Below are 25,813 nucleotides of genomic sequence, written 5' to 3'. Positions count from 1 at the left end.
AGATTTTTATTGATTGGTCAGTCAATCAAAAATAAGGTGACCTCAACTTCGAGAAAGTTGGATGTCATGCCGAAGGTCGGAATGGAGCCGGTGCGCCGCAAGGCGCTTGTGGATGCTGCGCTGCGGGTGATCGGCGATCACGGCTCGCTGACTGTCACCATGTCCGAAATTGCCCGCAAGGCCGGTGTGTCCCCCGCGCTCGCGCACCACTATTTCGGCAGCAAGGAACAGCTGCTGATCGAGACTGTACGCTCGCTTCTACGCCAGTTGCGCGACGACGCGGTGACAGCGCTGAAGGCGGCGCCTACGCCGCGCGAAAAGCTTTCGGCCGTCATCCGCGTCAGCTTCCAGGCCGACCAGTTCGCGCCCGAGACGATCGCCGCCTGGCTGGCGTTTTATGCTGAGGCGCAGAGCTCGGAAGAGACCCGCCGCTTCCTCGTCATCTACGCACGCCGCCTGCGCTCCAACCTGCTCGCCAACCTGAAAGCGCTTTGCCCCGCCGATGCCGCAGAACGCATCGCCGAGGGCGCAGCGGCGATGATCGACGGGCTCTATATCCGCCAAAGTCTGAAATCGGCTCCGATCAGTATCGAGGCTTCGATCGGGCTGACGGAGGATTATGTGAACGCGCTGCTTGCTACGGCTCCCCCTTCTCCCCAGCGGGGAGAAGATGTCCGAAGGACAGATGAGGGGGTGAGCGACGCAGGAGCGAACGGCCGCAAGGCCGAGAAGGCAGCCCCCTCATCCGGCCCTATAGGCCACCTTCTCCCCGAGGGGAGAAGGGACGACGAACACAAGCCATCCAAGGATAATTGACCATGAAAGCCCAGCCGAAAGCATCGCATTTCATCGACGGCGAGTATGTCGAGGATGATGCGGGCAGCGTGATCGAGAGCATCTATCCGGCAACCGGCGAAGTGATCGCCCGGCTGCATGCGGCAACGCCCGCGATTGTCGAGAAGGCGATCGCGGCGGCCAAGCGCGCCCAGCCGGAATGGGCGGCGATGAGCCCGACGGCGCGCGGCCGCATTCTGAAGCGGGCGGCCGAGATCATGCGTGAGCGCAACCGCGAACTCTCCGAGCTCGAGACGCTGGATACCGGCAAGCCGATCCAGGAAACCATCGTCGCCGACCCGACCTCGGGCGCCGACAGCTTCGAATTCTTCGGCGGCATCGCGGCGACGGCGCTGAACGGCTCCTACATCCCGCTCGGCGGCGACTTTGCCTATACCAAGCGCGTGCCGCTCGGCGTCTGCGTCGGCATCGGCGCCTGGAACTATCCGCAGCAGATCGCCTGCTGGAAGGGCGCGCCGGCGCTCATCGCCGGCAATGCCATGGTTTTCAAGCCCTCCGAGAATACGCCGCTCGGCGCCCTAAAGATCGCCGAAATCCTGCATGAGGCCGGCCTGCCGAAGGGGCTCTACAACGTCATCCAGGGCGATCGCGAGACCGGGCCGCTGCTCGTCAACCATCCTGACGTCGCCAAGGTTTCGCTGACGGGATCGGTGCCGACGGGCCGCCGCGTCGCGGCTGCGGCTGCCAGCCATCTGAAGCATGTGACGATGGAGCTCGGCGGCAAGTCGCCGCTGATCGTGTTCGACGACGCCGATATCGACAGCGCCATCGGCGGCGCGATGCTCGGCAATTTCTATTCGACCGGGCAAGTCTGCTCCAACGGCACGCGCGTCTTCGTGCAGAAGAAGATCAAGGGCGAATTCCTGAAGCGGCTGAAGGGCCGCACCGAGGCGATGGTGATCGGTGATCCGATGGACGAGGCAACGCAGATCGGCCCGATGGTTTCATGGGCGCAGCGCCAGAAGGTTCTCGAGTATATTGAGAAGGGCAAGGCAGAGGGCGCGACACTGCTGACCGGCGGCGGCATTCCCAACAATGTGGCGGGCGAAGGCTATTACGTGCAGCCGACCGTGTTTGCCGATGTGACCGACGAGATGACCATCGCCCGCGAGGAAATCTTCGGGCCCGTCATGTGCGTGCTCGATTTCGACGACGAGGCCGAGGTGATCGGCCGTGCCAACGCCACCGAATTCGGTCTCTCGGGCGGCGTGTTCACCGCCGACATGACCCGCGCCCACCGCGTCGTCGATCTGCTGGAAGCCGGCACATTGTGGATCAACACCTACAATCTCTGCCCGGTCGAAATCCCCTTCGGCGGCTCCAAACAATCCGGCTTCGGCCGCGAAAACTCGGCAGCGGCGCTGGAGCACTATTCCGAACTGAAGACCGTCTATGTCGGCATGGGGCCGGTGCAGGCGCCTTATTGAGACTTTGAGATAAGAGAACCCCTCTTCCGCTTTGCCATGCAGCCCCCTCATCCGCCCTTCGGGCACCTTCTCCCCGAGGGGAGAAGGGAACACGAGGCCGCGCGGCACATCCCTTCTCCCCTCGGGGAGAAGGTGGCGGCAGCCGGATGAGGGGGCCGCCCGGACGAACCTAGAAGAGAGACCCATGCAAGCAGATTTCGTCATCATCGGCTCCGGCTCGGCGGGCTCCGCCCTTGCCTACCGCCTCTCCGAAGACGGCAAGAACACCGTCATCGTCATCGAGGCCGGCGGTTCGGATTTCGGACCGTTCATCCAGATGCCGGCAGCGCTTGCCTGGCCGATGAGCATGAAGCGCTATAACTGGGGCTATCTCTCCGAGCCCGAGCCCAATCTCAACAACCGGCAGATCACCGCGCCGCGCGGCAAGGTGATCGGCGGTTCGTCGTCGATCAACGGCATGGTCTATGTCCGCGGCCATGCCGAGGACTATAACCGATGGGAAGAGCTCGGCGCCCAGGGCTGGGCCTATTCCGACGTGCTCCCCTATTTCAAGCGCATGGAACACAGCCATGGCGGCGAAGAGGGCTGGCGCGGCACCGACGGGCCGCTGCATGTGCAGCGCGGTGTCTTCCGTAACCCGCTGTTCCAGGCCTTCGTCGAGGCCGGCAAGCAGGCGGGCTTCGAGACGACGGAGGATTACAACGGCTCGAAGCAGGAAGGCTTCGGGCTGATGGAGCAGACGATCTTCGGCGGCCGCCGCTGGTCGGCGGCATCGGCCTATCTGAAGCCGGCGCTGAAGCGGCCGAATGTCTCGATCGTGTATGGTCTGGCGCGCAAGGTGGTCATCGAGAACGGCCGGGCCCTCGGCGTCGAGATCGAGCGCGGCAACAGCGTCGAGGTGATCAAGGCGAACCGCGAGGTGATCGTTTCGGCCTCCTCCTTCAATTCGCCGAAGCTGCTGATGCTCTCCGGCATCGGCCCGGGCGCGCATCTGCAGGAGATGGGCATCGAGGTGAAGGCCGACCGGCCGGGCGTCGGCGCCAATCTTCAGGACCATATGGAATTCTATTTCCAGCAGGTCTCGACCAAGCCGGTGTCGCTCTATTCCTGGCTGCCGTGGTTCTGGCAGGGGGTTGCCGGGGCGCAGTGGATGTTCACCAAGTCGGGCCTGGGCACCTCGAACCAGTTCGAGGCCTGCGCCTTCCTGCGCTCGGCGCCGGGGATCAAGCAGCCGGATATCCAATATCACTTCCTGCCGGTCGCCATCAGCTATGACGGCAAGGCCGCGGCCAAGAGCCATGGCTTCCAGGTGCATGTCGGCTACAATCTCTCGAAGTCGCGCGGCAATGTCACGCTGCGCTCGTCCGACCCGAAGGCCGATCCGGTCATCCGCTTCAACTATATGAGCAACCCGGAGGATTGGGAGAAGTTCCGCCATTGCGTGCGCCTCACCCGCGAGATCTTCGGCCAGCAGGCCTTCGACCAGTATCGCGGACCGGAGATCCAGCCGGGCGAGAAGGTACAGAGCGACGACGAGATCGACGCCTTCCTGCGCGAGCACCTGGAAAGCGCCTACCACCCTTGCGGCACCTGCAAGATGGGCGCTAGCAACGACCCGATGGCCGTCGTCGACCCGGAAACCCGCGTCATCGGCGTCGATAACCTGCGCGTCGCCGATAGCTCGATCTTCCCGCACGTGACCTACGGCAACCTCAACGGCCCCTCGATCATGACCGGCGAGAAGGCTGCCGACCACATCCTCGGCAAGCAGCCGCTGCCCCGGTCGAACCAGGAGCCATGGGTGAACCCGCGCTGGGCTGTGAGCGACCGGTAGGCGGGAGGCTAGTGGTAGTCGTCTTCGCGTTGGTGGCGGATGGCGGCAATGGTGACGGCCTGGCTTCCGTCGATGTGAAAGAGAACCACATATCCCGAGGAGCCAAAGGGCACCAGCAATTCGCGCATCAGCGTATTCTCGGCGCTCGCCTTGCGGCATGAGAATGGGAATTCCTCAAGCACGACCAGCGCCTTCATGATGGCGTCATAGGCGCGGTCGGCGAGGTCGAGGTCGTAGGCGATGAGATAATCGTAGAGGCGGTCGAGGTCTTCAAGTGCCTCGTCGGTGAAGCGAAGCTGATAGCTCATTCCTGCCCGGCCGCGCGCTTTGCCTTGGCGGCATCAAGCTTGGCCTTCAACATGGCCATCACGTCTTCAGCACTGTGATAGATGCCCGTCCGCTCGGCTTCCGCCAGCGACGCCAGTCCCCGCGCGATAAATTCCGCCTGCGTCTTACGATAGTGAACCTGGCGCCGCAGCGAGTCTTCCATCAGCGCCGAGAGGGTTTCCCCCTCCTTCAGCACGCTCTCGGCGGCAGCGCGCAATTCGGGATCTACGCGAAGGGATGGCAAGGTTGCGGTTTTCATGGGGCGCTCCATGCGTTGCAATTGCGATGCATGATGCCGAACTTCAAGTTCAGAATCAACTAGACGAAACCGATCCATCGTCCCGCGAGGAGACTCGCAATCCAGGCGCAGAAGGAGATGCCGGCCGCGTATCGGATGCGGGGTGGGGCGAGTTCGTTGGTCAGCGTTTGGCGCCAGCCCTTCCCTGTATGGATGAGGATGGCGTTCAGGATGCCGAGGGCGATGAGGGAGAGTTTGGCGAGGAAGGCGGGGTTCTCCGCATACTCGGCCGGGCGGACGCTGAAGAGGAGTGCGCCGGTGAGGATGGCGAGCACGAGGCCGGTGGCGGCGGCGGTGGAGAGGAAGGGGCCGATGACGGCGAGCGGCACCGACTGGAACCAGCCCATGAGCCTGAGATCGAGCGGCAGGATGGCGCCGATCAGCAGGCCGATCGACAGGATGTGGGCGGCGTTGACGAAAATGTAGAGAAGCGCCGAGCGCCGGAGGGCGACGGCCGGCGGCGCTGCGGCGATCCACTCGAAGAGGTCTGCGGTCATCCGTCAGTTCGTCTGGATGCGTTCGGGATAGATGTCGTAGCGCTTGCCTGAGACTGTGATGCGCACCGCCTTCATGCGCTTCTCGCCAGCGTCCTGCGAGCGGTTGCCGAGGGCGACGATGGCGTCACCATTCTTCGCCGAGCCCTCGATGAAGCCGGAGCGCTCCGTCTGGCGCGGATTGCCGAGCTCGACCCGCCAGACGCCATCGGCGGCAGCAACGTCGAGCGACGGATGCGGGCCGCCCATCGAAATCTGCTGGATCGTGCCCGTCAGCTCCATCTGCTCGGCCTCCGCCCAGGACCAGCCGTGATGGGCCGCGGCGCCTGTTGCGAAGACTGCGGCGAGTGCTGCGGCGGCGATCGATTTCCTGATCATGGATATGCGCATGTCATGTCTCCCTACCCTGTTCCGGCAAGGGGCAAGTGGCGCGGTGGGCATGCTTGGGAAGGTATTTCACCAAATGTTGAAACAAGGGGTGATCTTTGCCGACGATTGGGACTAGAAGGGGATGCCCCCATCACGTGCCAGAGTCCCCCATGCCCTCCTCCCATCGCAATTCCAAGCTGCTCCGCCGTTCCCGCGTCATCTGGGGATCCTTCTCGCTCTGGCGGCCGCGGCTGGTCTTCTGGTGCGGGGCGCTGGCGATCGGGGTGATCAGCGTCGGCTTTGCCAAGCTCGCCGATCTGGCGCAGAAGGCCTTTACTGGACTGACATCCTCGGGCGAATGGGCCTTCCTGCTGCCGCTCGTCCTGACGCCCTTCGTCTTCATGCTGTCGGCCTATCTGGCAGCGACGCTGTTTCCGAATTCGCAGGGCAGCGGCATTCCGCAGGCGATCGCCGCCCGGCATCTGCGCGACGAGGAAGACCGGACGCGGCTCTTGTCGCTCAGGATCGCCTTCGGCAAGATCGTGCTGACGGTGCTCGGGCTGTTTTCCGGCGCCTCGATCGGCCGCGAGGGGCCGACGGTGCAGGTCGGCGCATCGATCATGCTGGCGGTCGCCCGGTTCGGCGGCATGGCGCAGGCGCGCGGTCTGATCCTGGCGGGATCGGCGGCGGGCATCGCGGCAGCCTTCAACACGCCGCTTGCCGGTATCGTCTTTGCGATCGAGGAGATGAGCCGCACCTATGAGTCACGGGCAAACGGCCTGGTGCTCACCGCCGTCATCCTCTCCGGCCTGGCGGCGCTCGGGCTTGCGGGAAGCTACAACTATTTCGGCGAAGCCTCCGTTGCGCCAACGCAATTGCGCGACTGGGGCCTTGTGCTCGTCTGCGGCATCGGTGGCGGGGCGCTCGGGGCTGCCTTCAGCGGCTTTGCCCTGCATTTCGGCCAGAAGATCCGCCGCTGGGCACAGCCGCAGCCGCTGAAGCGCATGCTGGCGCTCGCCGGTATCTGCGGTCTCGCCATCGCCGTGATCGGCATCCTCTCGGGCGGCACGACCTTCGGCACCGGCTACGAGCAGGCGCGCGGCGCCGTTGAAGGCCACGCGCTGCCGCTCCTCTTCTTTGTCGAGAAACTGGCCGCGAGTTTCCTGTCGATGATCTCAGGCATTCCGGGCGGCATCTTCGCGCCGTCGCTTGCCGTTGGCGCCGGTTTCGGCAGCACGGTCGGCTCGCTGCTCGGCACCAGTCTCGCACTCGCCGCCATCCTCGGCATGGCCGGATATTTCTCCGGCGTCGTGCAGGCGCCGATGACCGCCTTCGTCATCATTCTCGAAATGACCGGAGACCACCAGGCCGTCATCCCGATAATGGCCGTCTCGATGATCGGCTACGTAACGTCGCGCATCCTGTCGCGTGAGCCGCTCTATCACGGCCTGTCGCGCGTCTTCATCGCCGCAGCCATCCGGGCGCGGCGAGCGATCGAGAAGGAAGAGGTGGCAGGCTAGGCCGGCATCGGTGAAAAGCGCAACGCTCCCCTCTCATTGCAGAGCAGGGCTTCCATCGTGAAAACGGACTGTCCAGGTAGTAACATCGCCTGATGTCGTGCCGGCAGCGAATAGAGCAATCACAGAAGCTTGGTCATCTCTGAACACACGATATTTGCCGAAATTAGGCACCACAGTCTTTTCAATTACCGCTTTCAATCCCTTTGCCCTGATATTCATCGTACCGTTGAACTTGTGAGTATCGGCAGTGAAATCGCCTGCGCCTTCGAGTTCGACGCTGTATTTCGTGCTTGCGATTGACGCCGAAAAACGAGGAAACGCAACGGGATATCCGCTATCCTTGCCACGTTCTGGTCGATCGAGTGGAACCTTGAACGTAGCATGCACCTTCGCATCGAAAGGCAGGAGATCACCAAGCGCTGCACTGAAATAATGGCCCAAGCCGTGAAAATCATTGAGCGAAAAGTCGAATACACCCGTTCCATGCTCTTCACCCTTGCGGATGACTGCGGATAAATCATCGATGCCAAAATCTAAATTGAGGACGGGTTTATTGACGATATTCTTGGATCTCAGAGAAAATTCGTATTCGCTCACCCTCGAAAAGACACCATCAAGCAGATTTTCATTCAGCGCACGCTGCAGCGAATAGCCACTAACGATATCTTTCCAGATGCCAGAAAAGTCGCCTTTCAGCTTCCAGTTGATCGATGCCGATTGCGTTTTCATCAGGGACAATTGGCCTGACCGCCAAGTCTCCGACTGTAGTTCCGACGACGTAATTCCTCCCTGAAGCATCGAAAGCGAAGTCTAGATGCCGTTCAACCGGCTCCAAAGATAAATCGTTCCAAATGAATCAACATCGCTATCACCATTGGCGCTCGTCGCGGAATTGACGTCGCGAAACTCGGCGGCCAAACGGCTTTCACCCAATAACTCATAGGCCAGCTTTGCGTTGACATTCATGCTGGCAATCTGCGTCTTGACGCTGGCCTGGCCACCCAGGACGAGATCATTCGAATAACCGGTGGCTTCCGTGGACCTTATCGCCCAACCGTCACTTTCGGGTTCAGCGCGAAAATATCCAACCTGCGGCATCAGATACGCGTAGCTCGGCAACCCGATTGCCTGCGCGAACTTGTCGCTGATGATGGTTAGAAATTTCACGGGGCCATCTTCCTCAACCAACACAAAATCCTGTCGGCTGGCATCGATGCCAAAAAACCGGGTAATAGAATCCTGTATCGCTCGGGCGCTTCCCGGGAGAGCATCGGTATTGCTGCCCGACTCTTTCGCCAGCGCAATTGAAGGAGACGACATCGCTGCAAAAACAACTACAAAAAATACAGAAATGCGATCCAATGAAATATCCCTGCTCGCTCATCCGCGATGCAATTTCATAGAACTATTTTCACAATCCAGCCAAGGAACCGTGGACAGAATTTTGAACCAGAGCCCGATTTTCGATGCGTAAATCGAGAAAGTTTACGGCAGCAGGCTAGGCCAGCATCCGCGTCACGACAGCGCCCTTGGCGGGGGCGACGGCGTCGGCGATCGTCGTCGAGAACAGCACCTTGCGGGTGGCGTCGGCGACCTTGGCGAAGACGTGGCGGATTTCGCAGTTCTGTTCGCCGTCGCAGTCATCGCATTTGCGGTAGGCGGTGATCGACAGGCAGGGAAGCGGCGCGATGGGGCCGTCGATGATGCGCAGGATTTCGCCGAAGGTGATCATGTCGGCGGGCTTCAGCAGCAGATAGCCGCCCGCCTTGCCGCGGCGGCTGACGACGATGCCCTGATGCTTGAGGTCGAGAAGGATCTGCTCGAGGAATTTCTTCGGGATCTTCTGCTGTGCAGCAATATCCGAGATCATCACCGGTTCGTCGGCATCGGCTTCCGCCAAAACCGTGAGCGCACGGAGCGCATATTTTGCCTTCTGCGTAATCATTTTAGACCGTCACACACACCAGCGGCCCGTGAGCCCCGCCGCTTTTCAAGCTTACCTGCACCCCTATTGCACAACCAGCATGAACGGAATTTGAACGCGCCGGCAAAAGCCTTGAGATACAAGCATTTTGGCCCTGTTTTTCAAGCTTGGCCAATGGGCTTAATTCTACGTCAAAATTGCGTCTTCCGCATCTTTCGGCGCATCACTTCAGATTTCGAATTGACAGGCGGCGTGTAACTCTACTAAATCACTAGACATTAGCGCTGCCCGCCGGCTTTCATCGCCGGGGCGGCTGCTTTTCTGCATTGCGGCAGCTTCGGAGAGATATTTGCTCCTGCTTATGCTGCTTTCGAAATCCCTTTTTCTGTCCGATCCCTCCTCCAGCTGCGATACTCCGGCCAACATCGAGGACAGGATTGCCATGACTGTTATCCATACAATCGAAGAGGCCGAGGCGCTGAATGCCAAGCTCGCGTCTCTCGACCTTGCCGGAAGGCTGGCCTTTGTCGCCGGTCTCGGCGGCCGCGCCGTCTTCACGACGTCGCTCGGCATCGAAGACCAGGTGATCACCGCCGAGATCGGCAATCACCGTCTGCCCATCGACGTCGTGACGCTGCAGACCGGACGGCTCTTTCCCGAGACGCTGGCGCTGATCGACGAGACCGAGAGCCAGTACGACATCAAGATTTCTCGCTACGAGCCCGAACAGGCCGATATCGACGCCTATGCGGCGAAGTATGGCCTGAACGGTTTCTACGAAAGCGTCGAAGCCAGGCATGCCTGTTGTGGCGTGCGCAAGCTGAAGCCGCTTGCGCGCGCACTCAATGGGGCAACCATCTGGATCACCGGTCTGCGCCGCGGTCAGTCCAACAACCGCGCCGACACGCCCTTTGCCGAATATGACGCCGAGCGCCATCTGCTGAAGGTCAACCCGCTGGCCGACTGGGATATCGACGTGATCAAGGCCTATGTCGCCGACAACAGCGTGCCGGTGAACCCGCTGCATGCGCGCGGCTATCCCTCGATCGGCTGCGAGCCCTGCACCCGCGCCATCAAGCCCGGCGAACCCGAGCGCGCCGGCCGCTGGTGGTGGGAACAGGACGAAAAGCGCGAATGCGGCCTGCATGTTGCTGAAGAGGCGTCGGCGATCCCGGCTGCTCAGTAAGCGAGGGCAACGCCCGGAGCCCCCTCATCCGGCCCTTTCGGGCCACACGGTGCAACGCCGGTGAGGCCACGAAACAAGATCACGCAGAGGCATCTCTGCACACGAATTGAGAAGTCTGGAGTAGGAAATGCCCGATACCCGCAAGGATACGGAACTCAGCAATCCCCAGAGCAGCAAGCCGCCGCTCGATCCGCACCTGAAGGCACTTGAGAACGAAGCGATCCACATCTTCCGTGAGGTCGCTGCCGAATTCGAACGTCCCGTCATGCTCTACTCGATCGGCAAGGATAGTTCCGTCCTGCTGCATCTGGCGCGCAAGGCGTTCTATCCGGGCCGCGTCCCCTTCCCGCTGCTGCATGTCAATACCGGCTGGAAGTTCGCCGAGATGATCACCTTCCGCGACAAGATCGTGAAGGAATATGATCTCGACCTGATCGAGCATATCAATCCGCGCGGTGCGGCCGAAAACATCACGCCGTTCACCTACGGCTCGGCCCGCTATACCGACATCATGAAGACCGAAGCGCTGCGTAATGCGCTCGACGCCGGCAAGTTCGACGCTGCCTTCGGCGGCGCGCGCCGCGACGAGGAAGCCAGCCGCGCCAAGGAACGCATCTACTCGTTCCGCACGCCCGACCATCGCTGGGATCCGCGCAACCAGCGCCCCGAGCTCTGGAACATCTATAACGGCCAGATCCGCCAGGGCGAGAGCGTTCGCGCCTTCCCGCTGTCGAACTGGACCGAGGTCGATATCTGGCGTTACATCCAGGCCGAGAACATCCCGATCGTGCCGCTCTATTTCGCTGCGAAGCGCCCCTTCGTCGAGCGCGACGGCATGATGATCGATGCGACCGATCCGCGTCTGGAGCTGTTGCCCGGCGAAACGAAGCAGGAGGATTACATCCGCTTCCGCACGCTCGGCTGCTTCCCGCTGACGGGCGCCATCCGCTCGAACGCCACCAGCCTTGAAGAGATCATCGCGGAGCTGGAAATCGCCACGGTTTCCGAGCGCCAGGGCCGCGCCATCGACCGGGACCAGTCCGGCTCCATGGAAAAGAAGAAGCGTGAAGGATATTTCTGAGATGACCGCAGCAAACCTCGCCAACGCCGTTGCCCAGCCCGCAGCCGAGCCCGTTGCGGCCCTGCGCGACACGCGGCCGTTGCGCCTCATCACCTGCGGTTCCGTCGATGACGGCAAGTCGACGCTGATCGGCCGCCTGCTCTGGGATACCAAGGCAGTCAAGGAAGACCAGGCCGCGACCCTGCAGCGCGATTCCACCGGCAAGCAGAACGATCTCGGCCTGCCCGACTTCGCACTGCTGCTCGACGGCCTGCAGGCCGAGCGCGAACAGGGCATCACCATCGATGTCGCCTATCGCTACTTCTCGACCGACAAGCGCTCCTTCATCGTTGCCGACACGCCCGGTCACGAGCAGTATACCCGCAACATGGCGACCGGCGCCTCGACCGCCGATCTCGCCATTCTGCTGGTCGATGCCCGCGCCGGCATCCTCGAGCAGACGCGCCGCCACGCGACGATCGCTTCTCTGATGGGCATCAAGCAGTTCGTGCTGGCCGTCAACAAGATCGACCTGACGAATTACGATCGCGCAGGCTTCGACAAGATCACCCACGAATTCAAGGAATTCGCGCTGTCGCTCGGCGTCAAGCAGATCACCGCGATCCCGATGTCGGCTCTTAAGGGCGAAAACGTCGTCTATTCCGGCCAGGCAGCAATGCCCTGGTATAACGGCCCGACGCTGGTCGAGACGCTGGAGCTCGCCAGCGTGCGCTCGGGACAGTCGACCGGCTTCCGCCTTTCGGTCCAGCGCGTGTCACGCCCGGGCGAAAGCTTCCGCGGCTACCAGGGCACGGTTGCCGGCGGCTCGGTCAAGCCGGGTGACAGCGTCATGATCCTGCCGTCGGGCATGGTCGCCAACGTCTCCAAGATCGTAACCTTTGACCTGGTGCGTAACGCCGCCGTCACCGGCGATGCGATCACGCTGGTTCTCGACCGCCAGGTCGATGTCGCCCGCGGCGACATGATCGTCTCTATCGACGCACAGCCGCAGACCGGCATCAACTTCGACGCCCAGATCGTGGCACTGCAGCCCGAGGGCATCGAAGCCGGCAAGCGCTACTGGCTGAAGAGCGGCAGCCGCCGCCAGCGTGTCCAGGTGCAGCCGATCGCTCAGTTGGAACTGAAGTCCGGCGCCTGGGCTCCGGCCGACCGGCTCTACATGAACGCCATCGGCAAGGTCCGCCTGGTATTCGACGAAACGGCGATCTTCGACCCCTATGAGCAGAACCGCGCATCGGGCTCCTTCATCCTGATCGATCCGGAAACCAACAACACGGTTGCCGGCGGCATGGTGAGCGGCAAGCGCAGCGACGTCAGCGGCCTGCACGGCGGTGACGCCCGCGTCATTCTCTCGCTGCCGGCCGATCTCGCCGAGCAGATCATGGCAAGCGAACTCTTCGCCAGCCGCCGAGACGAAGCGCATGTGCAGCGGATGACCGCCGCAGAAGCCGCCGATCTCTGGAAGAATGCCGCCAGCGATATCTGAGCGGCATTCCGGAACGGATAAGACCTGCGATGACCGGCCATTGTTTTGGCCGGTCATCGAGAGCGTTTCTCAGACATGAGATTTCTGAAGCACGGCCTATAGTTCGCCCGTGTCTTCCCGAATCTTCAGGATGCGGTCGATAAGACCCCATTCCAGCGCCTCCTCCGCCGTCATGAAGCGGTCGCGATCCATCGCGCGCTCGAAGTCTTCGTAGGAACGCCCACAATGCTCGGCGTAAAGCCGCGTCATGCGGTGCTTGGTTTTCTGCATTTCCTCCGCATGGATCAGCATGTCCGAAGCCTGCCCCTGGAATCCGCCCAGCGGCTGGTGAATGTGGATGCTGGCATTGGGAAGCGCCGTGCGTTCGCCCGGCTGGCCGGACATCAGCAGGAACGAGCCCATCGAGCGGGCGGTGCCCATGCACAGCGTATGCACGGGGGCGCGGATGTAATGCATGGTGTCGTACATGGCGAGGCCGCTGGTCACGACGCCGCCCGGCGAATTGATATAGAGATGGATCGGCTTTCTGGGATTTTCCGCTTCCAGAAACAACAGTTGCGCGCAGACGAGCGCCGAGACGGTATCGTTGACCTCGCCATTGAGGAAGATGATCCGCTCGCGCAGCAGCCGAGAATAGATATCAAAGGACCGCTCCCCTCGGCTGGACTGTTCGACGACCATAGGGACGAGTTGCATCGCTTCGCGCATCGGCGACCTCCAGGCTTTCAGATTTTGAGGGGGAAGGCTCGCCGTCAGGCGGCGAGCATGAGCAGCGGGCTGTTGCTGTTTGCCGGCGCTCTGGTCATTTCATCGAGCCTCGCGTCCGTGAGCTCGTGGACGATCCGCAGGCAGGTGCCGCCATCGGCATTCGGGGTGAGCGTGAAGGTCACGATACTTTCAAGGAAAGGCGGCGTGTCGTCGCGCAGCCTGTAGCGAACCTGCTCACCGGGGGTGACCGATATCGCATCGGGATCGGCCAAGGATTCCTTCGGCAACCACCTTTCCCTAAGTTCGGGAATGGTGACGGCGCGCCAGACCTTTTGTGGCGGATCGCCGAGGTCGAACTCCAGCTCGATGCCGCTCTCCTGCTCGCTCACCTGCGCTTCGCTCATTGATCCATGTCCTTCAGCAAGACTTTGAGTGCTGCGATACGATCCGGCCAATAGGCGCGGTATTTCGCCAGCCACTGGGCGATGAGAGCCAGCCCATCGGGATCGACTTCGTAGATCACGAACCGCCCCTGCCGCTCTTCCCTGACGAGCCTTGCGCTGCGCAGAACCGCGAGGTGCTGCGACATCGCCGGCTGGCTGATCTCCATGCCCTCGCGCAAGGCGCTGGCGTTCATACTGCCTGCCGCGAGCTTCTCAAAGATCGCGCGGCGGGTCGGGTCTGCCAAAGCCCGGAAGAAATCGTTCTCTATCATGCAAACACATAAGCACGTACTTATGCGATTCGCAAGCGATTTCGAGGAAGGTTTCTGGCGGTGTTATGGAGATAGCGTCTAGCGGGTGGAGCCGCGCTCGACGATCTTGAAGCCGAAATCGACATGGGCTTCGTACGGCTCTTCCTCGCGGACAGCCTTCAGCAGCATATCGGCGACGCGGTGGCCGATATCGTAGCGCGGGATGCTGACCGTCGTCAGCGCCGGTTCGCAATGGATCGCGTAATCGAGATCGTTGAAGCCGCAGATGCCGATATCCTCGGGGACGCGCAGGCCGCGTGTCCAGCATTCGAGAAGCGCGCCGACGGCGAGGTCGTCGCTCTGGCAGAAGACCGCGTCGACATCCGGCGCGACCTCCACCAGATTGCTGAAGAGCTCGCGTCCGGCGCCGATGCCGATTGCACCCACCTGGCTTGCGACCAGTGCCTCGTCGAAACAGCCGGCTTCGCGCATGACATCGGCATATCCATCGAAACGGCGGCGCGGGCGGGTATCGCGGCGGCAGCCGACGAAAGCGATGCGGCGGTAGTTCTTCGACAGCAGCATGCGGGTGGCGGCAGCACCCGCCGCATAGTGATCGACGGCGGCGACCAGGCCCTCGGCCTTCTGGCTGGAATCGACGATATGGGCAACGGGGCAGGCAGCGGCGCTCAAAAGCGGCGCCAGCGCATCGTAATATTCCGCACCGGCAACGATGATGCCGGCCGGCTTCTGCGCCAGGAAGGATTTCAGCTGGTTCATTTCCTGGTCGGGATCATAGAGCGTATTGGCATATTGGACGCGCAGGTCGGTCGCCCGCAGGCGATCCTCGATGCCGCTCATGATATCGGTAAAGGAGTGCTGATGGAGGGCCGGCGTAATGACGCCGACGACGCCGCTGTGACGGCTGGCGAGCGCGCGGGCCGCGAGGTTCGGGACATAACCCATCTCATCGACAGTGCGCAGAATGAGTTGACGCAGATCTTCGGAAACGATCTCCGGATTGCGCAGTGCCCGGGAGATGGTGATGGGACTGACGCCCACCTTCTTTGCGACATCGCTCAATCTGACATGCGCTGAGCGCTTGCTTTCCCTACCCGGCACTTCATTCCCCATTCCGGCATTACACGCTGCGAACCCCTCCCCCTTCGACTCGCAGATGCCTTTGTGAAGAGAAATTAAATTAGAGTCCACTAACCCTTTTGCTTTTGCGACGAAAGGCGAAGCAAGGGGCCGTGTTTGCAGCGCTTTTAGATACGCTGGAGGCCGCCTACTGGATCACAGCCCCGATAGAACTGTCCAGATTCCGGAAAAATAGACAATCTTGGAATGGTGCGAGCCGCGGCGCGGCCTACTCCATGGCGACGAGGAGCTCGCCGCTTTCGACCATTTCGAACATCGAGCTGTCGATCAGCCTGACGGCATCGCCTTCGGCGGTGCACCAGAAGCGGGCGCCGACATAACGGCGCGGCCCGGCGGCGGTCTGGCTGAGGATCACATGGCGGCGCTCATAGAGCCTGACCGGCAGACCGTTGCTGTCGATACAGGCCCGCTCGCTGATCGTCTCGACCGTCTTCTCGCCGTCCATGTCCATGAGGATGCACTCGCAAAGCCATAAAAGAAAAAACCCCGCCGGAGCGGGGTTTTCGGCTGGTCGGAGTGGCAAGATTCGAACTTGCGACCCCCACGTCCCGAACGTGGTGCGCTACCAGACTGCGCTACACTCCGTGACCAGCGGCGCCTCTATAGAACGGCCCATCTTATTGCGCAAGCGCCAAATTTCAAAAAACTGACGCATTTTTTCGAGGCTCGCGAATGGCCGCTTGGGACGGCCTGAACTGCAACAAAAAGCCACACCGGCCGCAAATTTCGCAAATGCGAATGAAGGGCAATTTTCTTTTGCCGGGTTCCGCGCTAAAGCGCTTTCCGGGACAAGCGGAAACCGCTCGGACATAGCGATTCCCGCCGTCGAATGCGCGACAATTCAGGGACGATACATATGAAACTCCGCACCTTTGCCGCGGCCGGGCTCGCTATTGCGCTTGCCGGCTGCACGACCATTCCTTCTGCCGGCGATCCCGTTTCCGCACGCTGGAACGGCCAGTCGGCCGGAAAGTTCTTTGCTGCCTACGGCCCGCCGCTGAGCGACGCCGAAAACGGCTCCTCCGTCGTCTACACCTGGAAGGGCGGCTACAAGACCGTGCGCGTTCCGGCGAAATATGCCGAAGGCGACAACGGCAAGCGCGGCAAGCAGACGGCGCCGGCCCGCACCATGTATCTGCGCTGCCAGGCCGAAATCACCACCAATTCCGACTACACGATCCGCAGCATCCGCACGGTCAACGACATGCCCGGCGAAAGCGGCAAGTCCTACTGCGCCGAATTCCTGGCCCCGGCCCAGCCGGCAGGCTGATCGCGATCAGCGATCGGGTTTGATGCAGGCGGCCGGGAGGCCGCCTGTTTTCGTTTGTGCCCCTCAAAACTGCTGGTGACCGAACACACGAAATCGGCCGATAATCCCTTCGCTCGAAGCCCCGGCGAGGCATGCACGCATCATCGATATGAACTTGCGTTGCGCACAAAAATGTGCGCATTTGAGAGGGCGAATGAAACGCGAGCAGCTTCTGCGTGAACTTCGAAAGCTCGCCAAGGAAACGGGAAAGCAGTTCGACGTCTATGAAGACAGGGGCAAGGGATCGCATTATCGCGTCACGTTCGGAGACCGTTTCACGACGATAAAGTCGGGCGAGCTTACGCCCGGCTATGTCCGGCTGATCAGAAAGCAGCTTGGCGTCGATTGAACGCTGAGGCACGGAGAGAGCACGATGCGATATGTCTACATGGCAAATCTCGAAACCGATCCCGACGGCGGAATGCTTGTGACCTTTGCCGACGTGCCGGAAGCGGTCACCCATGGTGAAACGCTTTCCGAGGCGCTGAGCAATGCAAGGGAAGCGCTCGGCCTGGCACTGCGGGGTATCGTTCAGGAAGGGCGAACGACGCCGGTACCTTTGGCCGTTGATGGTGTGGCAGTGGCCGTCGATGCGGAGGAGGCAATCAAGCTCGCGGTCATCGAGGCGTTCCGCGAGGCCGGAATTTCGAAACGGGAGCTGGCGCGGCGGCTGAACAAGAGCGAAAACGAAGCCCGCCGCATCCTCGACCCGGACCACCCTTCCAAGCTCAGCCAGCTGCAGGATGCAATGCAGGCACTGGGCAAGACGATTGTCATTTCCGTGCTGGAAGCGGCGTAGGGAAGACAAGTAGAAACCAAAACAATGGCTGGGGCGCCAGGATTCGAACCTGGGAATGCCGGTACCAAAAACCGGTGCCTTACCGCTTGGCGACGCCCCACCAGAGCTTTTGCGGAAAACCGCTTTTGCCGAAGCGAGGCCTGATTAGCAAAGGTGGTGGCGCGTCACAATCACTAAGTTCGGCGGGCCAGCATATTTCTGTGCGCGCGGGCGGCAGGCGTGGTAGGTCTTCGGGCGAGTTATGAATGCCTGCCGGAGTTGCCATGAGCCAGTACCGTGCCCGCCCGCCTGCCCTTGCGACGCTGCTGCTTGACGATGCCGTGGTGCGCATCACCCGCTGGGACTTCGAGCCGGGGGCCGATACCGGGGTGCATACGCATGGATACGGCTATGTCGTGGTGCCGATGACGGATTGCGCCTTTCTGATCGAGGAAGGGGCGGAAAGCCGCCGGGTGGATATCGCCAAGGGTGCCGCCTACCGGCGCGAGGCGGGTACCGAGCATAATGTCGTCAATGCCGGCGATCAGCCGATGTCCTTCATCGAGATCGAATACAAGTAGATCATGCCGAGCCCGCGATTCGATCTGAGTTTCGACCCGGCCTATGGCACGCCCGTTGCCGTTGCGCCCGGCATCCAGCGGCTGACGGCCAATAATCCGAGCCCTTTCACCTTTCACGGCACCAACAGCTATATCGTCGGCGCGGGCGATACCGTTGCCGTGGTCGATCCAGGGCCGGAGAACGATGCGCATTTCGAGGCGCTGATGGCTGCGCTCGGCAAGCGGCGCGTCTCGCATATCCTGATCACCCATACGCATCGCGACCACTCGCCGCTTGCGGCGCGGCTGAAGGCAGCGACCGGCGCGCCGACGGCCGGCGAAGGGCCGCACCGGGCCTCGCGGCCGCTTCATGCGGGAGAGGTCAATCCCTTCTCGGAGAGTTCCGACATGGGTTTCATGCCGGATATTCCGCTTGCCGATGGCGACGTGATAGAAGGTGACGGTTTTACGCTCAGGGCGATAGCGACACCCGGGCATGCGGCCAATCACCTGGCCTTTGCTCTCGAGGGTAGCGACATCCTGTTGTCCGGCGATCACGTCATGGCCTGGGCGACCTCGATCGTCGCGCCGCCGGATGGGTCGATGGCCGATTACATGGCTTCGCTCGACAAGCTGATTGCCCGGCGCGACCATCTGCTGTTGCCCGGCCACGGCGGCCCGGTGAAACACCCGCTGACCTTTCTGAGAGCGCTGAAGACGCACCGGCGGATGCGCGAGCGGGCGGTTCTGGAGCGGATCAAGACGGGAGACCGGAAGATCGCCGACATGGTGAAGGCGATCTACCGCGATACCGATCCGCGGCTCCATGGGGCGGCGGCGCTTTCGGTGCTGGCGCATATCGAGGATCTCGTCGAGCGCGGCAAGGTGGAGACCAACGGCCCGCCGTCGCTGACAGGCGATTACTGGGTGGCCAAATGAGCGGGCAAAGGGATGCCTACAGCTTTCGCAGCGATGCCGGCGTTCCCGCCTTTCCCGATGACCAGCCGCTGATCATCTTCGACGGCGAATGCATCTTCTGCTCCGGCTGGGTGAAGTTTGCGCTGAAGCACGACAAATCCCGGCGCTACCGGTTTCTGACGGCGCAATCGCCGCTCGGCGAGGCGCTTTACCGGCACTATGGGCTGGACAGCCGCGACTACGAGACCAACATCTTCATCGACAAGGGCGTCGCGCATTTCAAATCCGACGGCTCGATCCGGATGATTGCCGGGCTCGGCTTTCCCTGGTCGCTCGTCACCGTCTTCCGCCTCTTGCCGCGGGCGCTTGCCGACCGGCTCTACGAATTTATCGCCCGCAACCGGCTGCGGATCGCCGGGCGCAGCAGCAGCTGTTTCGTGCCGACGCCCGAGGTGAGGAGCCGTTTCCTGGGATGACAAGCAGCGGGCTTCGCGTGCTCATCATCGGCGGTTACGGCACCTTCGGCAGCCGATTGGCGCGGCTGCTGAAAGACGATCCGCGCTTTCGCCTGATCATCGGGGGCCGGTCGCTTGAGAAGGCTCGTGGATTTGCGGCGGAGCTCGGCGGTCAGGCTGAGGGCGCGCGGTTCGATCGGGATGCGGAGCTGATCCCACAGTTGAAGGCGCTGATGCCATCGGTCATCGTCGATGCTTCCGGCCCGTTTCAGGCGATGGGGGAGGATCGTTACCGGGTGGCGGAAGCGGCGATCGCGCTCGGCATCTCCTATCTCGATCTGGCCGACAGCCTGGCTTTCGTTGCCGGGATCGACGCTCTCGATGCGGCGGCGAGCCAAAGCGGCGTCTTTGTGCTGTCGGGGCTCAGCAGCTTTCCGGCGCTCTCCTTTGCGGCGGCGGAAGTGCTTGCCGCTGATTTCAGTGAGGTGACCGGCGTCAGTGCGGGCATTGCGCCCTCCCCGCGCGCCGGGATCGGGCTCAATGTCATCAAGGCGATTGCGAGCTATGCCGGGAAGCCGGTGCAGGTGACGAAAGATGGGCGGGCGCTGGATGGGGTCGGCCTTGTCGATTTCAGGCGGATGGTGATCGCGCCGCCCGGGGCTGTGCCACTCCGGGCGCGGGATTTCCTCCTGGCGGATGCGCCCGATCTTGCGCTGCTGCCGATGCGCTTTCCGGGGCTGAAGACCGCGTTCACCGGCGCGGGAACGGAGCCGCGCTGGCTGCAATCGCTGCTGCGGCTTGCGGCACGGACAGTGAACTTCCGGCTGCTGCCGTCGCTTTCGCCGTTTGCCGGGCTCATCCATGCCGCGAGCCGCCGTCTTGCCTTTGGCGAGCATCGCGGCGGCATGTTCGTATCGGTCGAGGGCAAGGGGCTGGATGGCGGGGACTATCGGGCGGACTGGCATCTGATCGCCGAGGGCGATGACGGACCTTTCATTCCGGCGACCGGCGCAGCGGCGCTGCTGCGGGCGCTTGCGGATGGCCAGCGGCCGGCCTCCGGGGCGCGGCCGGCGATCGGTGAAGTGCCGCTATCGGCATTCGACGCGGCATTCCGGCCGCTGGCGATCCGGACCGGGATACGGCGGCATCGCGCTGGCGATCGCGACCTGCCGCTTTATCGGCGGGTGCTGGGCGATGCCTGGGCTGCATTGCCGCCGGCAGTCGCGGCGATGCATTCCGTCAGCGGCGGCGAATACCGCGTCTCCGGCCGGGCGCGGGTGGAGCGGGGCAAGGGTCTGCTTGCCTCGATGGTGGCCGCGGTGATCGGCTTTCCCAAGGCGGCGGAGGATATTCCCGTCAGCGTCACCTTCTCGGTCGAAGGCGGGCGCGAGACCTGGGTGCGCGATTTCGGCGGGCGGCGGTTCTTGAGCCGACAGCTTGAGGGCACCGGGCGGCATGCGCATCTGTTGGCGGAAGAGTTCGGGCCGGTCCGTGTCTATATCGCGCTCGTGCCCGAGAGCGGGCGGATGCGCCTGGTGATCCGGGGATGGCAGATATTCGGCGTAACTCTACCGCTGTTTCTCGCACCGGATGGCGATACGTTCGAGGAGGAGCGCGATGGGCGCTTCCGCTTCCATGTGGAGATCGGCAGTCCGCTGACCGGGCTGATCGTACGCTATACCGGCTGGCTGATGCCGGATTAACCGGCGATGCCGAGGAGCTCGGAATCCAGCGCTTCCAGGAACTGGTCGGCGAGAGCGGCGCTGAAGCCGAGATCGTGCGGGCCGTAGCGCGAGGCGACGCGGATATCGACGAAGGTGGTCTCGGCCTCTTCGCGCAGGCGGATGATGACATCGAAGCGCAGGCCGAGAATGAGGGTCTTGTCCTCGCCCTGCAGGGTGACGCCATTGGCGCCGCGGATCAGCTTGGCGACATCGTCGTCATAGGGGCGCGGGGTCGGCACCGGCACCTGATCGGGCGCTTCGGCCACGGCATCACCGGCGCCGGGTGCCGGCGGCTTGGCGGGCACGTCTTCCAAATCACGGCCAGGATCGCTGGCATCGCTGGTCTTGGTGATGACGATGCCATTCTGGCGGGCGACTTTCTTGACCGCTTCGAGAACGCGGTCGATGGCGCCCTCATAACGGCGGCCCGTCAGTTCGGGATAGGCTTCCAGCTGCTTTTCGCGGTCGGCGCCGGTTACTTCGGGGCTGCGCTTCATCCAGATCTGATCGGCATGCGGCTGGGAAAGCCATTCCGGCGCCGAGACGAGGTCAGTGGAGACATCATAGATCTCAGGCAGGGTGAAGTAGCGCTCGGCGGCGAGGCCGCCGAAAGCCAATGGTGCCGCGGCAAAGATGAGCGCCTTCAGCGCGTCGAGGCCGCCTTCGGCGCCTGTCAGCCACAGGCTTCTCAGGCCGACGAGCGCCAACAGCACGGCGAGCGCAGCACATCCGGTGGCGACGAGAACGAGCAGCACCATGTAGGGCGTGGCGAGGCCGCCGAAGCGATGGGCGGCGAGCACGGCCACCCAGAGGACCAGCGCAAACGCCCCGAAGCGCCGCGCGAAGCGGGCCGAACTGGAAACGGGGCGGTCGAAACGGATGGCCATCAAACTTACCGGTTATACGCGGGCACACGCCCGTCGCGGACACGCGAAGCACCCACACCTTGTTTATGGCAAGATTCGCCTAGTTTTTGAAACTGTTGTCTCTCGTCAGCGTCGCCAATCCACCGAAAGGCGGAGATGGTTTTTATGAGCGACATCTGATATGCCGTAAAATGGCCATTCTGGCGGGCTTTCATGCTGCCGGGAGGTTTGAAGCATGCTTAAGGCAAAAGCATGCGCGTTTCAGGAGAAGAGCCATGCTTTCACCGGAAATGACCGAAAGACAGCAATCGCCGGCGCTCGGTGCCGTCGATTCATCCGAACCCTTCCTGCCGATGGAGCTTCTTGAACTGGAGCTCTCGCTGGAAGGCTATAATGGCGGCGAAGCGGGTTTCTGCGAAGCCGTGCGCACCGCTGCCGGAAAGGCTGGCGGAGAGTTCCTTTTCGACCTGCCTGCAGCCGGCCTGATCGAGGACTGCCGCCGCATCGCGGTGCTGCGGGTTCCGACATCGAGCGACGACATGCGGGTGGTGCTGGCGGTGCTCGACCGCGATGGCGTCGAGATCCGGATGCAGGCGCCCGACGAGGATACCGTCCATCTCGTGCGCTTTGCCGATGCCTTCATCGAAGTGCTGGAACGAATCTGACTGCAGCCGCGTTGTCTCTGGCTGTTGATGCGGTGTTGACGCGGGCTGGCAAATCGCCTCATGTCCGGACGACCGTTTCACGCACCGGAGACTGTACCATGCGTCTTTCCGCCCTCTCGCTCACGCTCGCTGCCCTGGCGATCGGCCTTTCGGCCTGCCAGACGATGACGCCTGAAGAGCGGCGCGCGGCCGATGAGCGGCAGTGCCTGAGCTACGGTTTCAAGCCGGGCACCAACGGTTTCGCCACCTGCCTGCAGCGCATCGATCTCGACCGCCGCGCCGATGCCCGCGCCTTCCGCATCCAGGCCGACGAGAACTTCGACGACTTCATGGCCGGGCCGCGTTACTACCCGCGCTACTATTACCGCCGCTAGAATTGACCTGCCTCAATGGCCGCCGTTGATGGCGGCCTGCGCTGCCGCCAGCCGTGCGATCGGCACGCGGAAGGGCGAGCAGGAGACGTAGTCGAGGCCGATCCTTTCGCAGAAATGGATCGAGGCGGGATCACCGCCATGTTCACCGCAAATGCCGAGCTTCATGTCGTTGCGGGTGCGCCTGCCGCGCTCGGCGGCAATGCTGATCAGCTCGCCGACGCCATCGAAATCCAGCGAGATGAAGGGGTCATGCTCGATGATGCCCTTGCGCTGGTAGGTGGGGATGAAGGCCGAGGCGTCGTCGCGCGAGATGCCGAAAGTGGTCTGCGTCAGGTCGTTGGTGCCGAAGGAGAAGAATTCGGCGGCCTCGGCGATCGTATGCGCGCGCAGGGCCGCGCGCGGCAGCTCGATCATCGTGCCGACGAGATAATCGATCTTCATATCCGCTTCGGCCATGACCGCCTTGGCGATCGTATCGATGCGTTCCTTGACGTAATCGAGCTCGGAGCGCAGGCCGACCAGCGGCACCATGATCTCGGGGACGACGGCGGCACCGGTTTCGTGGGCAGCGGCGACGGCCGCCTCGAAGATGGCGCGGGCCTGCATCTCGACGATCTCGGGATAGGAGATCGCCAGGCGGCAGCCGCGATGGCCGAGCATCGGGTTGAACTCGTGCAGCGCATCGACGCGCTGGCGCAGCGCCAGCGGCTCCATGCCCATGGCCGCCGCGACATCGGCGATTTCCTCATCCGACTTCGGCAGGAACTCGTGAAGCGGCGGATCGAGCAGGCGGATGGTAACCGGCAGGCCGTGCATGACGCTGAAAAGACTGGTGAAATCCAGCCGCTGCATCGGCAGCAGCTTGTCGAGCGAGGCGCGGCGGCCCTTCTCGTCTTCGGCAAGGATCATTTCGCGCATCACATGGATGCGGTCGCCCTCGAAGAACATGTGCTCGGTGCGGCAGAGGCCGATACCTTCGGCACCGAAGGAACGGGCGGCGCGGGCATCGGCTGGCGTATCGGCATTGGTGCGCACCGTCATGCGGCGGACGCGATCGGCCCAGCCCATGATGCGGCCGAAATCGCCTGACAGTTCCGGCTGGATCATCGGCACTTCGCCCTTCAGCACCTGACCGGCGGAGCCATCGATGGTGATGATATCGCCCTTCTTCAGCGTCACGCCGACGCCGATCAGGCGCTCGTTGCGCAGATCGATGCGCATGGTGCCGGCGCCGACAACGCAGGGGATGCCCATGCCGCGGGCGACGACGGCCGCATGGCTGGTCATGCCGCCGCGGGTCGTCAGAATGCCTTCGGCGGCGTGCATGCCGTGGATATCTTCCGGGCTGGTCTCGACGCGCAGCAGGATGACCTTGCGCCCCTCCTCTTCCGCCGCAACCGCCTCTTCGGCGGTGAAGACGATGGCGCCGGTCGCCGCTCCCGGGGACGCCGGCAGGCCGCTGCCGATCACCTGGCGCTGGACGCGCGGATCGATGGTCGGATGCAGAAGCTGGTCGAGCGTCGAGGGCTCGATCCGCAGCACCGCTTCCTCTTCGGTGATCAGCCGCTCATCGACCATATCGACGGCGATCCGCATGGCGGCGCGGGTGGACCGCTTGCCGGAGCGGGTCTGCAGCATCCAGAGCTTGCCGCGCTCGATGGTGAACTCGATGTCCTGCATGTCGCGGTAATGTGCTTCGAGCTCCGAACAGATACGGGTCAGCTCGGCGAAGGCTTCCGGCATCAGCTTTTCGAGCGACGGGCGCTCCGAACCGGAATTTAGCCGCCCCTCCTCGGTGATGCTCTGCGGCGTACGGATGCCGGCGACGACATCCTCGCCCTGGGCATTGACCAGAAACTCGCCATAGAAGGACTTCTCGCCGGTCGAGGGATTGCGGGTGAACGCGACGCCGGTGGCCGAGGCATTGCCGAGATTGCCGAAGACCATGGCCTGGATGTTGATCGCCGTGCCCCAGACTTCCGGAATATTGTGGAGCATGCGGTAGGTGACGGCGCGCGCGCTCATCCAGCTGGCGAAGACGGCGCCGACGGCGCCCCAGAGCTGGACTTCCGGTTCCTGCGGGAAGGCTTCGCCGAGCTCTTCTTCGATGACGTCCTTGTAGAGCGCGACGATATGCTGCCATTCGGCGGCGGTCAGCTCGGTATCGTATTCGTGGCCAAGACGCGCCTTCTCGTCCTCGAGGATTTCCTCGAAGACCTCGTTATCGAGGCCCATGACGACATCGGCATACATCTGGATGAAACGGCGGTAGCTATCCCAGGCAAAGCGCGCGTCGCCGGCATCATGGCCGAGCGCCTGCACCGTCTCGTCGTTGAGGCCGAGATTGAGCACGGTATCCATCATGCCCGGCATCGAAACGCGGGCGCCAGAGCGGACGGAGAGCAGAAGCGGATGGGCGGTATCGCCGAAGCGGCGGCCGGTCGCCTTCTCGATGCCTTCGAGGCCGCTGCGGATCTGCTCCTTCAGCGCGTCTTCGAGCGTGCGGCCGTTCTTGTAATAGGTGGTGCAGGCATCGGCGACGATCGTCAGCCCCGGTGGAACGGGAAGTCCCAGCGCACACATTTCGGCAAGATTGGCGCCCTTGCCTCCCAGAACGTCCCGGTCGCGCGCACGGCCTTCCGCCTGCCCGTTTCCGAACGTATAGACCAGCTTGGACATCTTCCCCCCGTCTCATTCTCCGGGACCACCTTAATCCCTTGGTCCGGAAATGAAAATCGACAAATACGGCAAAATGTTGCACCGCACAATGAATGCGGGACATCAAACCGTTTTAATGAGG

General features: G+C 62.7%; 31 protein-coding genes and 2 tRNA genes. 16 read left to right on the top strand and 17 right to left on the bottom strand.

What is annotated here, in order from left to right; translation table 11 throughout:
- Positions 1 to 66: 66 nt before the first annotated feature.
- From betI to betA, 3 genes are all read left to right on the top strand, one after another.
- Positions 67 to 816, top strand: coding sequence for a transcriptional regulator BetI (gene betI, locus ACQZ5H_RS00605; protein WP_449097003.1), 750 nt, complete (start codon positions 67 to 69; stop codon positions 814 to 816).
- A 2-nt stretch (positions 817 to 818) separates the two neighbouring features.
- Complete coding sequence (gene betB / locus ACQZ5H_RS00600) at positions 819 to 2,282, top strand: betaine-aldehyde dehydrogenase (protein ID WP_449096411.1); 1,464 nt, start codon at positions 819 to 821, stop codon at positions 2,280 to 2,282.
- 184 nt (positions 2,283 to 2,466) lie between these two features.
- Positions 2,467 to 4,116 carry a choline dehydrogenase gene (betA, locus tag ACQZ5H_RS00595; protein ID WP_449096410.1) on the top strand — a complete coding sequence of 550 codons (1,650 nt, stop codon included), beginning with the start codon at positions 2,467 to 2,469 and terminating at the stop codon, positions 4,114 to 4,116.
- A gap of 8 nt (positions 4,117 to 4,124) precedes the next feature.
- Here betA and ACQZ5H_RS00590 read toward each other — a convergent pair whose 3' ends face one another.
- The 4 genes from ACQZ5H_RS00590 to ACQZ5H_RS00575 are packed head-to-tail and all read right to left on the bottom strand — an operon-like array spanning position 4,125 to position 5,625.
- Complete coding sequence (locus ACQZ5H_RS00590) at positions 4,125 to 4,424, bottom strand: type II toxin-antitoxin system RelE/ParE family toxin (protein WP_112712743.1); 300 nt, start codon at positions 4,422 to 4,424, stop codon at positions 4,125 to 4,127.
- On the bottom strand, positions 4,421 to 4,702 hold the full coding sequence (locus tag ACQZ5H_RS00585) for a YlcI/YnfO family protein (RefSeq protein WP_112712745.1): 282 nt from the start codon (positions 4,700 to 4,702) through the stop codon (positions 4,421 to 4,423). The genes ACQZ5H_RS00590 and ACQZ5H_RS00585 overlap by 4 nt, the downstream gene beginning before the upstream one ends.
- Positions 4,703 to 4,761: 59 nt before the next feature.
- Positions 4,762 to 5,238, bottom strand: coding sequence for a DUF6644 family protein (locus tag ACQZ5H_RS00580; protein ID WP_449096409.1), 477 nt, complete (start codon positions 5,236 to 5,238; stop codon positions 4,762 to 4,764).
- Positions 5,239 to 5,241: 3 nt separating this feature from the next.
- Positions 5,242 to 5,625 carry a DUF6152 family protein gene (locus ACQZ5H_RS00575; RefSeq protein ID WP_130278836.1) on the bottom strand — a complete coding sequence of 128 codons (384 nt, stop codon included), beginning with the start codon at positions 5,623 to 5,625 and terminating at the stop codon, positions 5,242 to 5,244.
- A gap of 149 nt (positions 5,626 to 5,774) precedes the next feature.
- Between ACQZ5H_RS00575 and ACQZ5H_RS00570 the strand changes: the two genes are divergently transcribed.
- Entirely contained in the window at positions 5,775 to 7,124 is a 1,350-nt protein-coding gene (locus tag ACQZ5H_RS00570) for a chloride channel protein (RefSeq protein ID WP_449096408.1), read from the top strand.
- Between the two features lie 33 nt (positions 7,125 to 7,157).
- Here the strand turns inward: ACQZ5H_RS00570 and ACQZ5H_RS00565 are convergent, their stop codons facing one another.
- From ACQZ5H_RS00565 to ACQZ5H_RS00550, 4 genes are all read right to left on the bottom strand, one after another.
- On the bottom strand, positions 7,158 to 7,853 hold the full coding sequence (locus ACQZ5H_RS00565) for a hypothetical protein (RefSeq protein WP_449096407.1): 696 nt from the start codon (positions 7,851 to 7,853) through the stop codon (positions 7,158 to 7,160).
- 81 nt (positions 7,854 to 7,934) lie between these two features.
- Positions 7,935 to 8,486, bottom strand: a complete 552-nt coding sequence (locus ACQZ5H_RS00560) for a hypothetical protein (RefSeq protein ID WP_449096406.1) — start codon at positions 8,484 to 8,486, stop codon at positions 7,935 to 7,937.
- 136 nt (positions 8,487 to 8,622) lie between these two features.
- Positions 8,623 to 9,069 (bottom strand): RrF2 family transcriptional regulator, encoded by a 447-nt coding sequence (locus ACQZ5H_RS00555; protein WP_112712759.1) that lies wholly within the window; start codon positions 9,067 to 9,069, stop codon positions 8,623 to 8,625.
- Positions 9,070 to 9,276: 207 nt separating this feature from the next.
- Complete coding sequence (locus ACQZ5H_RS00550; protein ID WP_449096405.1) at positions 9,277 to 9,492, bottom strand: hypothetical protein; 216 nt, start codon at positions 9,490 to 9,492, stop codon at positions 9,277 to 9,279.
- Here ACQZ5H_RS00550 and ACQZ5H_RS00545 point away from each other — a divergent pair.
- The 3 genes from ACQZ5H_RS00545 to cysN all read left to right on the top strand — a co-directional run bounded on the left by ACQZ5H_RS00545 (position 9,491) and on the right by cysN (position 12,801).
- Positions 9,491 to 10,234 carry a phosphoadenylyl-sulfate reductase gene (locus tag ACQZ5H_RS00545; RefSeq protein WP_112714314.1) on the top strand — a complete coding sequence of 248 codons (744 nt, stop codon included), beginning with the start codon at positions 9,491 to 9,493 and terminating at the stop codon, positions 10,232 to 10,234. The two genes, ACQZ5H_RS00550 and ACQZ5H_RS00545, sit on opposite strands and share 2 nt — an antisense overlap.
- A 127-nt stretch (positions 10,235 to 10,361) precedes the next feature.
- Positions 10,362 to 11,315: a sulfate adenylyltransferase subunit CysD gene (gene cysD / locus ACQZ5H_RS00540; protein ID WP_112712761.1), complete on the top strand. Its 954-nt coding sequence runs from the start codon at positions 10,362 to 10,364 to the stop codon at positions 11,313 to 11,315.
- Between the two features lies 1 nt (position 11,316).
- Complete coding sequence (cysN, locus tag ACQZ5H_RS00535) at positions 11,317 to 12,801, top strand: sulfate adenylyltransferase subunit CysN (RefSeq protein ID WP_112712763.1); 1,485 nt, start codon at positions 11,317 to 11,319, stop codon at positions 12,799 to 12,801.
- A 96-nt stretch (positions 12,802 to 12,897) separates the two neighbouring features.
- Here the strand turns inward: cysN and ACQZ5H_RS00530 are convergent, their stop codons facing one another.
- The 6 genes from ACQZ5H_RS00530 to ACQZ5H_RS00505 all read right to left on the bottom strand — a co-directional run bounded on the left by ACQZ5H_RS00530 (position 12,898) and on the right by ACQZ5H_RS00505 (position 15,949).
- Positions 12,898 to 13,509: an ATP-dependent Clp protease proteolytic subunit gene (locus ACQZ5H_RS00530; RefSeq protein WP_112712765.1), complete on the bottom strand. Its 612-nt coding sequence runs from the start codon at positions 13,507 to 13,509 to the stop codon at positions 12,898 to 12,900.
- A 44-nt stretch (positions 13,510 to 13,553) separates the two neighbouring features.
- A complete protein-coding gene (locus ACQZ5H_RS00525; protein WP_112712767.1) occupies positions 13,554 to 13,913 on the bottom strand; it encodes an SRPBCC family protein in 360 nt (119 codons plus the stop codon).
- Positions 13,910 to 14,224, bottom strand: a complete 315-nt coding sequence (locus tag ACQZ5H_RS00520) for an ArsR/SmtB family transcription factor (protein ID WP_130278842.1) — start codon at positions 14,222 to 14,224, stop codon at positions 13,910 to 13,912. The genes ACQZ5H_RS00525 and ACQZ5H_RS00520 overlap by 4 nt, the downstream gene beginning before the upstream one ends.
- A 78-nt stretch (positions 14,225 to 14,302) precedes the next feature.
- The gene (locus tag ACQZ5H_RS00515; RefSeq protein WP_449096404.1) at positions 14,303 to 15,337 is read right to left on the bottom strand and encodes a LacI family DNA-binding transcriptional regulator; all 1,035 of its coding nucleotides are present in this window, start codon (positions 15,335 to 15,337) and stop codon (positions 14,303 to 14,305) included.
- Positions 15,338 to 15,572: 235 nt separating this feature from the next.
- The gene (locus ACQZ5H_RS00510) at positions 15,573 to 15,815 is read right to left on the bottom strand and encodes a hypothetical protein (protein ID WP_199626381.1); all 243 of its coding nucleotides are present in this window, start codon (positions 15,813 to 15,815) and stop codon (positions 15,573 to 15,575) included.
- A gap of 57 nt (positions 15,816 to 15,872) precedes the next feature.
- Positions 15,873 to 15,949 (bottom strand) — tRNA-Pro (locus tag ACQZ5H_RS00505).
- 271 nt (positions 15,950 to 16,220) lie between these two features.
- Here ACQZ5H_RS00505 and ACQZ5H_RS00500 point away from each other — a divergent pair.
- The 3 genes from ACQZ5H_RS00500 (at position 16,221) to ACQZ5H_RS00490 (ending at position 17,472) form a co-directional block, all read left to right on the top strand.
- Complete coding sequence (locus ACQZ5H_RS00500) at positions 16,221 to 16,634, top strand: hypothetical protein (protein ID WP_130278879.1); 414 nt, start codon at positions 16,221 to 16,223, stop codon at positions 16,632 to 16,634.
- Positions 16,635 to 16,827: 193 nt separating this feature from the next.
- On the top strand, positions 16,828 to 17,022 hold the full coding sequence (locus ACQZ5H_RS00495; RefSeq protein WP_449096403.1) for a type II toxin-antitoxin system HicA family toxin: 195 nt from the start codon (positions 16,828 to 16,830) through the stop codon (positions 17,020 to 17,022).
- A 24-nt stretch (positions 17,023 to 17,046) separates the two neighbouring features.
- On the top strand, positions 17,047 to 17,472 hold the full coding sequence (locus tag ACQZ5H_RS00490; protein WP_449096402.1) for a type II toxin-antitoxin system HicB family antitoxin: 426 nt from the start codon (positions 17,047 to 17,049) through the stop codon (positions 17,470 to 17,472).
- Between the two features lie 25 nt (positions 17,473 to 17,497).
- On the opposite strand, the gene ACQZ5H_RS00485 is transcribed toward ACQZ5H_RS00490, so the two are convergent.
- Positions 17,498 to 17,572 (bottom strand) — tRNA-Gln (locus ACQZ5H_RS00485).
- Positions 17,573 to 17,735: 163 nt separating this feature from the next.
- Here ACQZ5H_RS00485 and ACQZ5H_RS00480 point away from each other — a divergent pair.
- Genes ACQZ5H_RS00480 through ACQZ5H_RS00465 form a run of 4 tightly spaced genes read left to right on the top strand, consistent with a single transcriptional unit; the run spans position 17,736 to position 21,087 of the window.
- Positions 17,736 to 18,032 carry a cupin domain-containing protein gene (locus tag ACQZ5H_RS00480; RefSeq protein ID WP_112714318.1) on the top strand — a complete coding sequence of 99 codons (297 nt, stop codon included), beginning with the start codon at positions 17,736 to 17,738 and terminating at the stop codon, positions 18,030 to 18,032.
- 3 nt (positions 18,033 to 18,035) lie between these two features.
- Entirely contained in the window at positions 18,036 to 18,950 is a 915-nt protein-coding gene (locus tag ACQZ5H_RS00475; RefSeq protein ID WP_449096401.1) for an MBL fold metallo-hydrolase, read from the top strand.
- Entirely contained in the window at positions 18,947 to 19,405 is a 459-nt protein-coding gene (locus ACQZ5H_RS00470) for a DCC1-like thiol-disulfide oxidoreductase family protein (RefSeq protein WP_112712781.1), read from the top strand. The genes ACQZ5H_RS00475 and ACQZ5H_RS00470 overlap by 4 nt, the downstream gene beginning before the upstream one ends.
- Complete coding sequence (locus ACQZ5H_RS00465) at positions 19,402 to 21,087, top strand: SDR family oxidoreductase (protein ID WP_112712783.1); 1,686 nt, start codon at positions 19,402 to 19,404, stop codon at positions 21,085 to 21,087. The genes ACQZ5H_RS00470 and ACQZ5H_RS00465 overlap by 4 nt, the downstream gene beginning before the upstream one ends.
- Here the strand turns inward: ACQZ5H_RS00465 and ACQZ5H_RS00460 are convergent.
- Complete coding sequence (locus ACQZ5H_RS00460; RefSeq protein WP_449096400.1) at positions 21,084 to 21,995, bottom strand: DUF1499 domain-containing protein; 912 nt, start codon at positions 21,993 to 21,995, stop codon at positions 21,084 to 21,086. The genes ACQZ5H_RS00465 and ACQZ5H_RS00460 overlap by 4 nt on opposite strands.
- A 254-nt stretch (positions 21,996 to 22,249) precedes the next feature.
- On the opposite strand from ACQZ5H_RS00460, the gene ACQZ5H_RS00455 reads away from it, so the two are divergent.
- Together ACQZ5H_RS00455 and ACQZ5H_RS00450 are read left to right on the top strand one after the other, a co-directional pair.
- Positions 22,250 to 22,639 carry a hypothetical protein gene (locus ACQZ5H_RS00455; protein WP_112712787.1) on the top strand — a complete coding sequence of 130 codons (390 nt, stop codon included), beginning with the start codon at positions 22,250 to 22,252 and terminating at the stop codon, positions 22,637 to 22,639.
- A 98-nt stretch (positions 22,640 to 22,737) separates the two neighbouring features.
- The gene (locus tag ACQZ5H_RS00450; RefSeq protein ID WP_112712789.1) at positions 22,738 to 23,013 is read left to right on the top strand and encodes a hypothetical protein; all 276 of its coding nucleotides are present in this window, start codon (positions 22,738 to 22,740) and stop codon (positions 23,011 to 23,013) included.
- Positions 23,014 to 23,025: 12 nt separating this feature from the next.
- Here the strand turns inward: ACQZ5H_RS00450 and ppdK are convergent, their stop codons facing one another.
- Complete coding sequence (ppdK, locus tag ACQZ5H_RS00445; protein WP_449096399.1) at positions 23,026 to 25,692, bottom strand: pyruvate, phosphate dikinase; 2,667 nt, start codon at positions 25,690 to 25,692, stop codon at positions 23,026 to 23,028.
- Positions 25,693 to 25,813 lie beyond the last annotated feature (121 nt).

The sequence above is a fragment of the Rhizobium sp. 21-4511-3d genome, from assembly GCF_053522545.1.
The sequence above is the reverse complement of the archived record's forward strand: the minus strand, read 5'-3'. Positions and strand labels throughout refer to the sequence as shown.

Coding starts and splice junctions, on each gene's coding strand:
- betB (WP_449096411.1), top strand. CDS start 819: ATGAAAGCCCAGCCGAAAGCATCGCATTTCATCGACGGCGAGTATGTC.
- ACQZ5H_RS00590 (WP_112712743.1), bottom strand. CDS start 4,424: ATGAGCTATCAGCTTCGCTTCACCGACGAGGCACTTGAAGACCTCGAC.
- ACQZ5H_RS00585 (WP_112712745.1), bottom strand. CDS start 4,702: ATGAAAACCGCAACCTTGCCATCCCTTCGCGTAGATCCCGAATTGCGC.
- ACQZ5H_RS00515 (WP_449096404.1), bottom strand. CDS start 15,337: ATGGGGAATGAAGTGCCGGGTAGGGAAAGCAAGCGCTCAGCGCATGTC.
- ACQZ5H_RS00470 (WP_112712781.1), top strand. CDS start 18,947: ATGAGCGGGCAAAGGGATGCCTACAGCTTTCGCAGCGATGCCGGCGTT.
- ACQZ5H_RS00465 (WP_112712783.1), top strand. CDS start 19,402: ATGACAAGCAGCGGGCTTCGCGTGCTCATCATCGGCGGTTACGGCACC.
- ACQZ5H_RS00565 (WP_449096407.1), bottom strand. CDS start 7,853: ATGAAAACGCAATCGGCATCGATCAACTGGAAGCTGAAAGGCGACTTT.
- ACQZ5H_RS00510 (WP_199626381.1), bottom strand. CDS start 15,815: ATGGACATGGACGGCGAGAAGACGGTCGAGACGATCAGCGAGCGGGCC.
- ACQZ5H_RS00455 (WP_112712787.1), top strand. CDS start 22,250: ATGCTTTCACCGGAAATGACCGAAAGACAGCAATCGCCGGCGCTCGGT.
- betI (WP_449097003.1), top strand. CDS start 67: ATGCCGAAGGTCGGAATGGAGCCGGTGCGCCGCAAGGCGCTTGTGGAT.
- ppdK (WP_449096399.1), bottom strand. CDS start 25,692: ATGTCCAAGCTGGTCTATACGTTCGGAAACGGGCAGGCGGAAGGCCGT.
- ACQZ5H_RS00490 (WP_449096402.1), top strand. CDS start 17,047: ATGCGATATGTCTACATGGCAAATCTCGAAACCGATCCCGACGGCGGA.
- betA (WP_449096410.1), top strand. CDS start 2,467: ATGCAAGCAGATTTCGTCATCATCGGCTCCGGCTCGGCGGGCTCCGCC.
- ACQZ5H_RS00580 (WP_449096409.1), bottom strand. CDS start 5,238: ATGACCGCAGACCTCTTCGAGTGGATCGCCGCAGCGCCGCCGGCCGTC.
- ACQZ5H_RS00495 (WP_449096403.1), top strand. CDS start 16,828: ATGAAACGCGAGCAGCTTCTGCGTGAACTTCGAAAGCTCGCCAAGGAA.
- ACQZ5H_RS00450 (WP_112712789.1), top strand. CDS start 22,738: ATGCGTCTTTCCGCCCTCTCGCTCACGCTCGCTGCCCTGGCGATCGGC.
- ACQZ5H_RS00545 (WP_112714314.1), top strand. CDS start 9,491: ATGACTGTTATCCATACAATCGAAGAGGCCGAGGCGCTGAATGCCAAG.
- ACQZ5H_RS00530 (WP_112712765.1), bottom strand. CDS start 13,509: ATGCGCGAAGCGATGCAACTCGTCCCTATGGTCGTCGAACAGTCCAGC.
- ACQZ5H_RS00460 (WP_449096400.1), bottom strand. CDS start 21,995: ATGGCCATCCGTTTCGACCGCCCCGTTTCCAGTTCGGCCCGCTTCGCG.
- ACQZ5H_RS00570 (WP_449096408.1), top strand. CDS start 5,775: ATGCCCTCCTCCCATCGCAATTCCAAGCTGCTCCGCCGTTCCCGCGTC.
- ACQZ5H_RS00475 (WP_449096401.1), top strand. CDS start 18,036: ATGCCGAGCCCGCGATTCGATCTGAGTTTCGACCCGGCCTATGGCACG.
- ACQZ5H_RS00575 (WP_130278836.1), bottom strand. CDS start 5,625: ATGCGCATATCCATGATCAGGAAATCGATCGCCGCCGCAGCACTCGCC.
- ACQZ5H_RS00550 (WP_449096405.1), bottom strand. CDS start 9,492: ATGGCAATCCTGTCCTCGATGTTGGCCGGAGTATCGCAGCTGGAGGAG.
- ACQZ5H_RS00480 (WP_112714318.1), top strand. CDS start 17,736: ATGAGCCAGTACCGTGCCCGCCCGCCTGCCCTTGCGACGCTGCTGCTT.
- ACQZ5H_RS00500 (WP_130278879.1), top strand. CDS start 16,221: ATGAAACTCCGCACCTTTGCCGCGGCCGGGCTCGCTATTGCGCTTGCC.
- cysD (WP_112712761.1), top strand. CDS start 10,362: ATGCCCGATACCCGCAAGGATACGGAACTCAGCAATCCCCAGAGCAGC.
- ACQZ5H_RS00555 (WP_112712759.1), bottom strand. CDS start 9,069: ATGATTACGCAGAAGGCAAAATATGCGCTCCGTGCGCTCACGGTTTTG.
- ACQZ5H_RS00525 (WP_112712767.1), bottom strand. CDS start 13,913: ATGAGCGAAGCGCAGGTGAGCGAGCAGGAGAGCGGCATCGAGCTGGAG.
- ACQZ5H_RS00520 (WP_130278842.1), bottom strand. CDS start 14,224: ATGATAGAGAACGATTTCTTCCGGGCTTTGGCAGACCCGACCCGCCGC.
- cysN (WP_112712763.1), top strand. CDS start 11,317: ATGACCGCAGCAAACCTCGCCAACGCCGTTGCCCAGCCCGCAGCCGAG.